Annotated in this window: 6 protein-coding genes and 2 pseudogenes; 4 read left to right on the forward strand and 4 right to left on the reverse strand. The window is 70.0% G+C overall.

Features of this window, described 5'->3' with window-relative positions:
* From ACLEQD_RS30400 to ACLEQD_RS30410, 3 genes and pseudogenes are all read right to left on the reverse strand, one after another.
* Positions 1-208: pseudogene (locus ACLEQD_RS30400) on the reverse strand (hypothetical protein); the annotation flags it as partial.
* Positions 209-236: 28 nt separating this feature from the next.
* Positions 237-626 (reverse strand): response regulator, encoded by a 390-nt coding sequence (locus ACLEQD_RS30405; protein WP_410388895.1) that lies wholly within the window; start codon positions 624-626, stop codon positions 237-239.
* 14 nt (positions 627-640) lie between these two features.
* Positions 641-2113 (reverse strand): RAD55 family ATPase, encoded by a 1473-nt coding sequence (locus tag ACLEQD_RS30410; protein ID WP_410388897.1) that lies wholly within the window; start codon positions 2111-2113, stop codon positions 641-643.
* Between the two features lie 82 nt (positions 2114-2195).
* Here ACLEQD_RS30410 and ACLEQD_RS30415 point away from each other — a divergent pair, with 82 nt between their 5' ends.
* From ACLEQD_RS30415 to ACLEQD_RS30430, 4 genes are all read left to right on the forward strand, one after another.
* Complete coding sequence (locus ACLEQD_RS30415) at positions 2196-3542, forward strand: short-chain fatty acid transporter (RefSeq protein ID WP_410388899.1); 1347 nt, start codon at positions 2196-2198, stop codon at positions 3540-3542.
* A 123-nt stretch (positions 3543-3665) separates the two neighbouring features.
* Positions 3666-4169, forward strand: a complete 504-nt coding sequence (locus ACLEQD_RS30420; RefSeq protein WP_410388901.1) for a hypothetical protein — start codon at positions 3666-3668, stop codon at positions 4167-4169.
* Between the two features lie 244 nt (positions 4170-4413).
* Positions 4414-5823: a hypothetical protein gene (locus ACLEQD_RS30425; protein WP_410388903.1), complete on the forward strand. Its 1410-nt coding sequence runs from the start codon at positions 4414-4416 to the stop codon at positions 5821-5823.
* Between the two features lie 261 nt (positions 5824-6084).
* Positions 6085-8592: a sodium-translocating pyrophosphatase gene (locus ACLEQD_RS30430; RefSeq protein WP_410388905.1), complete on the forward strand. Its 2508-nt coding sequence runs from the start codon at positions 6085-6087 to the stop codon at positions 8590-8592.
* A 60-nt stretch (positions 8593-8652) separates the two neighbouring features.
* Here ACLEQD_RS30430 and ACLEQD_RS30435 read toward each other — a convergent pair.
* Positions 8653-8977: pseudogene (locus ACLEQD_RS30435) on the reverse strand (hypothetical protein); the annotation flags it as partial.

An 8977-nucleotide genomic window follows, 5' to 3' on the forward strand; every position in this document is an offset into this window, starting at 1 on the left:
CCAGGCCCAGCTCGGCGGCGGCGTCCGCCAGCGCGGGCTCGCAGGACACCTGGGACGGCTCCAGGCCGGCGGTGAGGGCGCGCAGGCCCGCGACGTCCGTCTGCTCGAAGACGGGGGCGGACGGCTCGCCCGTCTCGCCAATGCGCAGGTAGACGCCGGTGGTGCCCACGGACAGGGGGACCGGCCCCAGCTTCAGCAGGTGATACATGGCGGACCCTCCGGGCACGCGCGGCGCCTCACCCTCCCCGGACGCGGGAGTTCGCGTCCAGGGAGCGGCGGACCAGCTTCATCAGGGCGCGGATGTCGAACGGCTTCTGGAGGAACTCCATGGCCGGGTGCAGGCGCTTGAGGCCGTTGACGTCCACGGCGCTCATGCCCAGCACGGGGATGTGGCGCAGGGACGGGTCCTGCAGGATGCGTTCAATCAGCGCGGGGCCGTCCAGCACGGGCATCATCCAGTCCGTCAGCACCAGGTCCGGCTTCACCTCCGCCATGCGCTCCAGGGCCTCGCGGCCGTGGGACGCCGTGAGCACGCGGTAGCCCTCCTCCCTCAAGAGGTCCGCGAGCGCCTCCAGGATGCCCTGTTCGTCGTCCACCACCAGCACGGTCTCGGTCGCGGGAACCACGGATCCTCTGGGGGTCAGGAGTGGTTGCCCGGGTGGCGGGCGATGCCGGTGAGCAGCAACTCGGGCGACGGCTGGAAGGGCGGCTGGATCTCGATTCCCTGGGAGGTGATGAGGAACTCGCGCAGCGTCGGGTCGTAGTCCGCGTCGCGCAGCTTGAAGATGGAGAGCAGCCGCCGCAGGCGGCCGTTGAGCTCCAGGTGGCGCATGAACAGCAGGTTCTCCGCCACGCCGGACAGGCCGGTGCCCAGGGGGACGTCCATGTCCGGGCCGAAGAGGCGCGGCGTCTCCAGCGTGAAGACGGTCGTCACCCCGTGGCGTCGCAGCTCCTGCGTCAGCGCGGCGAAGAAGGGGCTGATGCGCGCCGGCTCGTGCGTGGTCTCCACCATGGCGCTCAGGCCGTCCACGAACAGGCGCTTCACGCCGCGCTTGCGCACGTCCTCCAGCATGTTGTGCGCCACCAGGTCCAGGTTGAACTCGGCGGGCATGTTCCACTGGAGCACCAGCCGGCCGTCCTTCACCGCGGTGCCCAGCGACAGCCCCACGTTGGCCGTCTTGTGCAGCAGCCGGTCCGGCCCCTCGTAGAAGCTCACCATCAGGCCGGGCTCGCCCAGGCGCAGCCCTTCGGCCAGGTGGCTCGCGCCCAGCAGCGTCTTGCCGCAGCCCGGCGGCCCCATCACCAGCGTGGTGGACGCCGCGGCGATGCCCTCCGGAATCATGGCGTCCAGCGTGGGCACGCCAAAGCGCACCCGCTGCGTGCCCCAGTCCGGCGGCTGCGCGCGGCTGGCCATGGACTCCAGGCGGGGGAACACCTCCAGCCCGGCCTCGGAGATGCGGAAGTGGTGCGAGCCATTGAGGCTGGCGCTGCCCCGGAACTTGCGCACCTGGAGCTCGCGCCACGAACGCATGGCCGCCGTGCGCTCGCGCAGCTCCAGGATGCCGTCCACCATCGTGTACTCCGGGTGCACGGTGGGGCCCACGCTGCTCGTGAGCAGCAGCGCGGTGAAGCGCGACAGGCCGGCGGACACCTGGAGCTCGTGGATGAACTTCTTGAAGTCGCGGCTGCTGCCCGCGGCCTCCTGCGCCTGCACCAGCCCGTCCAGCACCAGGATGCCCGCGCCGTGGTTGCGCATCTCCCGGCGAAGCAGCTCCAAGAGGCCCGGTAGCCCCTGCTCCTCCAGCATGCGGAAGCCGCTGACGTAGTAGATGCGCTGGGGCAGCTGGGAGGCGTCGAAGAACGCCATGCTGCGCAGGTTCGCCAGCATGCGCGAGTGCGACTCCGCCAGCAGCGTCACGTACAGACACCGCGTGCCCTGCCGCGCCTGCGAATAGCAGAGCTGGTTGGCGAGGATGGTCTTCCCCGCGCCGGGTTCCCCCACGACGATGTAGACGCCTGAGGCCACCAGGCCTCCACCCAGGATGGGGTCCAGTCCGGGCACGCCTGTCGCGATTCGCTCGAAGGCGGGAGGGTGCTGCTCGCTAGGGGACATGGCGACCGCTCATACCGTAAAACCCGGGGTGTCGCCCCGGGAGTTTGTTTCGGGGCCCCCTTGACCGCCTGGAGCCCTCACCGTGGAAACCCTCGTCCGGTTCGCCGAAGGCCTGGGCCGCTTCTCCGCGCGCTTCGTCCCCAGCGCCTTCGCCATCGCGGTGCTGCTCACGCTGCTCACCATGGCGCTGGCCCTGGGCTGGGTGGGGGCCGCGCCGCCGGCGGTGCTGGACGCGTGGGGCGGCGGCTTCTGGGAGCTGCTCACCTTCTCCATGCAGATGGCCCTCGTGATGTTCACTGGCTATCTGCTCGCGCTCACGGCCCCTGTGAAGGCCCTGCTGGAGAAGGTCGCCCGCCTGCCCCGGAGCCCCCGGAGCGCCACCGCGCTGATGGCGGCGGTGTCCATGGCGCTCGCGTACTTCAACTGGGGCCTGTCGCTGGTCGCCAGCGCCATGCTGGTGCGCTTCATCGCGCGCAGGCGCCCGGACGTGGACTACCGGCTGCTGGTGGCGTGCGCCTACTTCGGGCTGGGCGCCACGTGGCACGCGGGGCTGTCCGCGTCCGCTCCGCTGCTGGTCGCGACGCCGGGGCACTTCCTGGAGAAGCAGCTGGGGGTCATCCCCATCGACCGGACGCTGTTCTCCCCCTTCAACGTGGGCCTCACGCTGGCCGCGGTGGCGCTGCTCACGGCGCTGGCGTGGGCGCTGCACCCGTCCCCCGAGCGCACCGTGCGCGTGGAGCCCGCGGTGCTGGAGAAGCTGGGCGACTTCGTCCCGCCGGCGAAGCCGCGAGGGCGCCTGAGCCCCGCGGAGTGGTTGGACCATGCGTGGCTGCTCAACGCCCTCTTCGGCGTGCTGGGGCTGGCGTGGTTCGCGCGGCACCTGTGGCTGAACGGCGGCTGGAAGGCGCTCAACCTCAACGTGGTGAACTTCACCTTCCTCACGCTGGCGGTGCTGCTGCACGGCACGCCCGCCCGGCTGCTCAAGGCGAGCGAGGAGGCCGCGAGCGTGCTGCACGGCATCGTGCTGCAGTTCCCGCTGTACGCGGGCATCTACGGCATCTTCAAGGCCACGGGGCTCACGGACCGCATCGGGGAGCTCTTCGTGTCGCTGTCCACGCGGGAGACCTTCCCCGCCATCGTGTACCTCTACAGCGGCGTGGTGAACTACTTCGTGCCTTCCGGAGGCTCCAAGTGGGCCATTGAAGCCCCCTACCTGCTGGACGCCGCGGGGCGGCTGGGCGTGGCGCCGGAGAAGGTGGTGCTGGCGTACGCCTGGGGGGACATGGCCACCGACCTCATCCAGCCCTTCTGGGCGCTGCCGCTGCTGGCCGTGGCGCGGCTGGAGTTCAAGGACATCCTCGGCTTCCTCCTGGTGGCCTTCCTCGCGTACCTGCCCCTGGTGACGCTGGGCTTCTTCCTGTTCGGTTAGCGCGGCTTCCCCCCGGGCCCGGGGGAAGCCCGGGAATGGCGGGGATGTTTCATGGTAGACAGGCACACCGAGGGGCCGGACGTGGGCCGGCTGCCTTCACCATCAACGAGGGGACCCCAAGACATGAAGAGCGTGTTCAACGGAAGCGTGCTGTGCGTGGTGCTGGGTGTGGCGTCGGTCGCGGGAGCCCAGGAGGCGGCGGCCCCGGCGGCGGAGTCCGTGAAGGCCCCCAGCGCGGACGCGGTGCGCGACACCTGGAACTACTTCTACAAGGGCCAGGGCCAGGGCCCCGTGCTGGTGGAGGCCAAGCTCTGCACGGAGGTGGCCAAGGAGGGCCCCAACAAGTACGAGTGCACCGCCGAGGTGGGCCCCGAGGGCGTCAAGGCGGGCACCTCCGTGATGCTGTGGCAGAGCTACCTGGTGCCCCAGGGCGACCTCATCGACGACCTCACGGTGCAGGTGAAGCAGGGCACCACCGTGCGCGAGACGAAGGACGTGAAGGTGAAGGGCGACGGCTGGCGCGCGCGGCAGTGGACCGGCGTGAGGCTGACCAAGCCCGGCAGCTGGACCGTCTCGGTGATGCGCGGCGACCAGGTGCTCAAGGAAGTGCCGGTGAAGGTGCTGTAGTCCTCCGGCCGCGTCCAACAGCAAACACATCCATCGACGCCCGCCGGGGAGACCCGCGCGGGCGTCTTTCTTTACCGGCCCCCCACCCCGCGGTCGGCAGGAATTACCGGCCGCCGGACACGCACCCCGCCCTTCCGCCCGGCTCGCCGCGCCCTTCCCCGAGAGGACATCTTTGTCAGGCCACGTTGGCCGCGCGCTTGCAACAGGGCTTGGGCGCGGTTGGAGGGCGGGGGAGTCGGGGTGGGTGGTGCGAGACCGGGACGGGGTGGCGGCGGTGGCGTGGTTTCGGATGGCGGTGTGCGTGGGGGGACTCTTCCTCGTGGGGTGCGAGGAAGCCCGGGCCACGGCACCGCGCATCCCGGTGCTCGGCGAGGTGGGTGGACAGGTCGTGCAGGAGGGCGCGGAGGCCCACGCGTGGTCGCGGACCCTGAGGGTGGGGGACCCTCGGGCTCCGCACGCGGTGGTGACCTCCAACGGGGACGTCCTCGTGGCGGCGACCTATCAAGAGCCCATCGACCTGGGGGCGGGGCCCCTGCCCTTCAATCGCAACGTGGTCGCGCCGCACCTGCTGGTGGCGCGGTATTCGCCGGAGGGCACGCTCAGGTGGGCGCGGGGCTGGACGCCCCGGCACGCGGCGCGGGCCCGCGTGGGCGGCCTGGCGGTGGACGCCAGCGACAACATCTTCCTCACGGGCCTGTCCGCGGGCTTCACCCGCGACGGCGCCACGCTGCCGGAGGGGCCGTTCCTGGCCCGGCTGGACGGCGGCGGCGCGCTGGACTGGGTGCGCTCGCTGCCGGGCCAGGGCCCCGTGGCGGTGAACGGCGTCACGTCCGACCATGACGGGGGCGCGGTGCTGGTGGGGGACTTCTCCGGCGCGCGCGACCTGGGCGAGGGCTTGAAGACGCCGCCCAACGGCAGACACGCGGGCTTCGCGCTGCGCGTGGGACCGAAGGGCGAGCAGCGCTGGAGCCGCGTATGGATGCCCACCGGCGAGGGTGAGGTCTCCGCGCGGGCGGTGGCGGTGGATGTCTTTGGCGACGTGCACGTGGTGGGCGGCTACGCGGGGGCGGTGTCCTTTGGCGACGCCACCTTCGTCACCGTGCGCCAGCACACGCCCTTCGTGGTGAAGCTCACCCGTGACGGCGACCACGTCTGGAGCCACGACGTGCGCGGCACGGACGGCACCGCGGTGTCCGTGGCCGTGGGGGCCGACCGCGTCTTCGTGGGCGGCGGCTTCAGCGGCCGGCTCTACTTCCAGAACACCTTCCACCGCGCGGACTCCCGCGACGGCTTCCTGCTGGCCTACGACGCGCGCGGCGGCCAGCAGTGGGCGCGCACCTTCCCCACCAGCGCGCCCCTGGTCACCACCGACGAGGCGGGCCAGGTGACGGTGGCGGGCGGCCACGACGGCGGCCTGGCCCTGGGCGGGGAGAACCTGCCCCCCGGGTTGTATGTCGCGAAGCTGCTGCCGGAGGAGGGCACGTCGCTGTGGGTCCGCGGCTTCGCCAGCCCCGGCACCGTGGCCCAGGCCCGCGCCGTGAGCGTGGACGCGTCCGGCGGCGTGCTCCTGGCCGGCGGCTTCAACCGGCCCGCGCAGGAAGACGGTCCGTCGCGCCGGCTGCAGGACGGCTTCCTCTTCAAGTTCAATCCCTGACAGGTCCATCCGTCCCCAATGCCATCCCACCTGCCGGGTGGTTCAGGTGTTTGTGTCTGCATCCAACTTGACGGGATGCAACATGGAATCCCTGAGTTCGACTTCATTTGACGGAGCGTGATAAATCACAGCCGCCTTCAGGGCATGTCTTGCCTTGAAGGGCGAGGCTGCGCTGAAGCGTCTGCGCTCGGAGGTGCTCGCACGCAGGCGGCCAACCCCTCGACATCACTCCCTGAGTCACTGTGAGAGAGGTTGCACCCCATGACACCCACCGTTTCACGGCTGGACCGTCTCAAGCAGCGTGTCACAGGAACAGCGTCCCGGGCCCTGGGGCTCCTGGCGTTGTTCGGAGGAACCCCCGCGAGCGCGAGCGAGGCGGACCTCAAGCTCCCCGACTTCGGCTCCGTCACCTTCTTCGCGGGCCTGGACGGACGGCAGTTGTTGATGTCCGGCATCGCCGTCTGCGTCCTGGGCCTCGTCTTCGGCTTCCTGCAGTACGCGAGCCTCCGGCGGCTGGCCGTGCACCGGGCGATGCTGGAGATCTCCGAGCTCATCTACGAGACGTGCAAGACGTACCTGATGACGCAGCTGAAGTTCATTGGCGTCCTCTGGGTGCTCATCGCCGTGGTGATGGTGGGCTACTTCGGCTTCCTCCAGCACATGGAGCCCGGCCGGGTGGCCATCATCCTGTTCGCCAGCCTCGTGGGCATCGCCGGCAGCTGCGGCGTGGCCTGGTTCGGCATCCGGGTGAACACCTTCGCCAACAGCCGCACCGCGTTCGCGTCGCTGCGCGGCAAGCCCTACCCCACGTACGCCATCCCGCTCCAGGCGGGCATGTCCATTGGCATGGTGCTCATCAGCACGGAGCTGCTGCTGATGCTGTTCATCCTGCTGTTCGTCCCGCCAGACTTCGCGGGCGCGTGCTTCATCGGCTTCGCCATCGGTGAGTCGCTGGGCGCCTCCGCGCTGCGCATCGCGGGCGGCATCTTCACGAAGATCGCGGACATCGGGTCGGACCTGATGAAGATCGTCTTCAAGATCAAGGAGGACGACGCGCGCAACCCGGGCGTCATCGCGGACTGCACCGGCGACAACGCGGGCGACAGCGTGGGCCCCTCCGCGGACGGCTTCGAGACCTACGGCGTCACCGGCGTGGCGCTCATCACGTTCATCCTCCTGGCGGTGGAGGCCCAGTACCGGGTGCAGCTCCTGGTGTGGATCTTCATGATGCGCATCGTGATGGTGGTGGCGTCGCTGGTGTCCTACTGGGTCAACAACGCCATCCAGGGCGCGCGCTACAGGAACGCGGACCACATGAACTTCGAGGCGCCGCTCACCTTCCTGGTGTGGCTGACGTCCATCGTGTCCGTGGCGCTGACGTTCCTCGTCAGCGCCCTGCTCATCCCGGACATCGGCGGGGACGACACCCTCTGGGTGAAGCTGTCCGCCATCATCACCTGCGGCACGCTGGCGGGCGCCATCATCCCGGAGGCCATCAAGGTCTTCACCTCCACGGAGAGCCGCCACGTGCGCGAGGTGGTGACGGCCAGCCGCGAGGGCGGCGCGTCCCTCAACGTCATCTCCGGCCTGGTGGCGGGCAACTTCTCCGCGTACTGGATGGGCCTCATCATCGCGGGGCTGATGGGCCTGGCGTATGGGTTCAGCACCCTGGGCGTGGGCGCGCTGATGATTGCCCCGGCGGTGTTCGCGTTCGGCCTGGTGGCGTTCGGCTTCCTGGGCATGGGCCCGGTCACCATCGCCGTGGACTCCTATGGCCCGGTGACGGACAACGCGCAGAGCGTCTACGAGCTGTCCCTCATCGAGAACGTCCCCGACGTGAAGGAGGAGGTGCGCAGGGACTTCGGCTTCACGCCGGACTTCGACAAGGGCAAGGAGTTCCTGGAGGAGAACGACGGCGCGGGCAACACGTTCAAGGCCACCGCGAAGCCGGTGCTCATCGGCACGGCGGTGGTGGGCGCCACGACGATGATCTTCTCCATCATCGTGCTGCTGGTGGGCATCACGCGGGCCGCCAACGGCCAGCAGGTGCTCAACGCGGTCAACGCGCAGAACCTGTCCCTCCTGCACGCGCCCTTCCTGCTGGGCCTCATCACCGGCGGCGCCATCATCTACTGGTTCTCCGGCGCCTCCATGCAGGCGGTGTCCACGGGCGCCTACCGCGCGGTGGAGTTCATCAAGGCCAACATCCAGCTGGAGGGCGTGGAGAAGGCCAGCGTGTCCGACTCCAAGAAGGTGGTGGAGATCTGCACCCAGTACGCGCAGAAGGGGATGATCAACATCTTCCTCGTGGTGTTCTTCAGCACGCTCGCGTTCGCGTGCCTGGAGCCCTACTTCTTCGTGGGCTACCTCATCTCCATCGCGGTGTTCGGGCTGTATCAGGCCGTGTTCATGGCCAACGCCGGCGGCGCCTGGGACAACGCGAAGAAGCTGGTGGAGACGGAGCTGAAGGCCAAGGGCACGGAGCTGCACGCCGCCACGGTGGTGGGTGACACGGTGGGCGACCCGTTCAAGGACACGTCCTCCGTCGCGCTCAACCCGGTCATCAAGTTCACCACGCTGTTCGGCCTGCTCGCGGTGGAGCTGTCCGTGGAGCTGGAGGCCGCCGGCCAGGGCACGCTCTTGCGCGTGCTGTCCGCGGTGTTCTTCCTCCTGTCCACGGTGTTCGTCTACCGCAGCTTCTACGGCATGCGCATCGAGAGCGCGGGCCCCACGAAGCTGGAGTCCAGCGCGCAGGTGAAGACCGCCTGAGGGATGCTGGCGACGGCGGCGGGAGCCCTCACGGCCCCGCCGCCCGGGTCCAGGCCCGCCTCAGGCCCCGATGCCCTCGGGGTCCGTGGCCAGCTCCCCGCCCAGGTGCATGCCCGTCTGGCAGCGGTAGTCCGTCACCAGCGACGCGGCCAGCACCTTCACGCCCAGCAGCACGTGCAGCGCGGCCGCCACGGGCGAGCGCTTCGCGTACCCCAGCACGAAGGGCGCCAGCACCGCGCCCAGGCCGTAGGCGTAGTCCGCCAGCTCGTGCGCCTCGATGGGGATGAGCTTCGTGAGGCTCAGCCGGTAGTCCGTGAAGAGCGACACGCCCACCGCGGCGCCGCCCAGCGCCAGCCGGCCGCCTTCGCCGCGCGGTCGCCGGACG

The sequence above is a fragment of the Corallococcus sp. 4LFB genome, assembly GCF_046520365.1.
GTDB classification, from domain to species: domain Bacteria; phylum Myxococcota; class Myxococcia; order Myxococcales; family Myxococcaceae; genus Corallococcus; species Corallococcus caeni.

Bases quoted from the DNA above. Each gene is read 5' to 3' on its own strand.
- ACLEQD_RS30420 (WP_410388901.1), top strand. From the start codon at position 3,666: ATGAAGAGCGTGTTCAACGGAAGCGTGCTGTGCGTGGTGCTGGGTGTG.
- ACLEQD_RS30410 (WP_410388897.1), bottom strand. From the start codon at position 2,113: ATGTCCCCTAGCGAGCAGCACCCTCCCGCCTTCGAGCGAATCGCGACA.
- ACLEQD_RS30430 (WP_410388905.1), top strand. From the start codon at position 6,085: ATGACACCCACCGTTTCACGGCTGGACCGTCTCAAGCAGCGTGTCACA.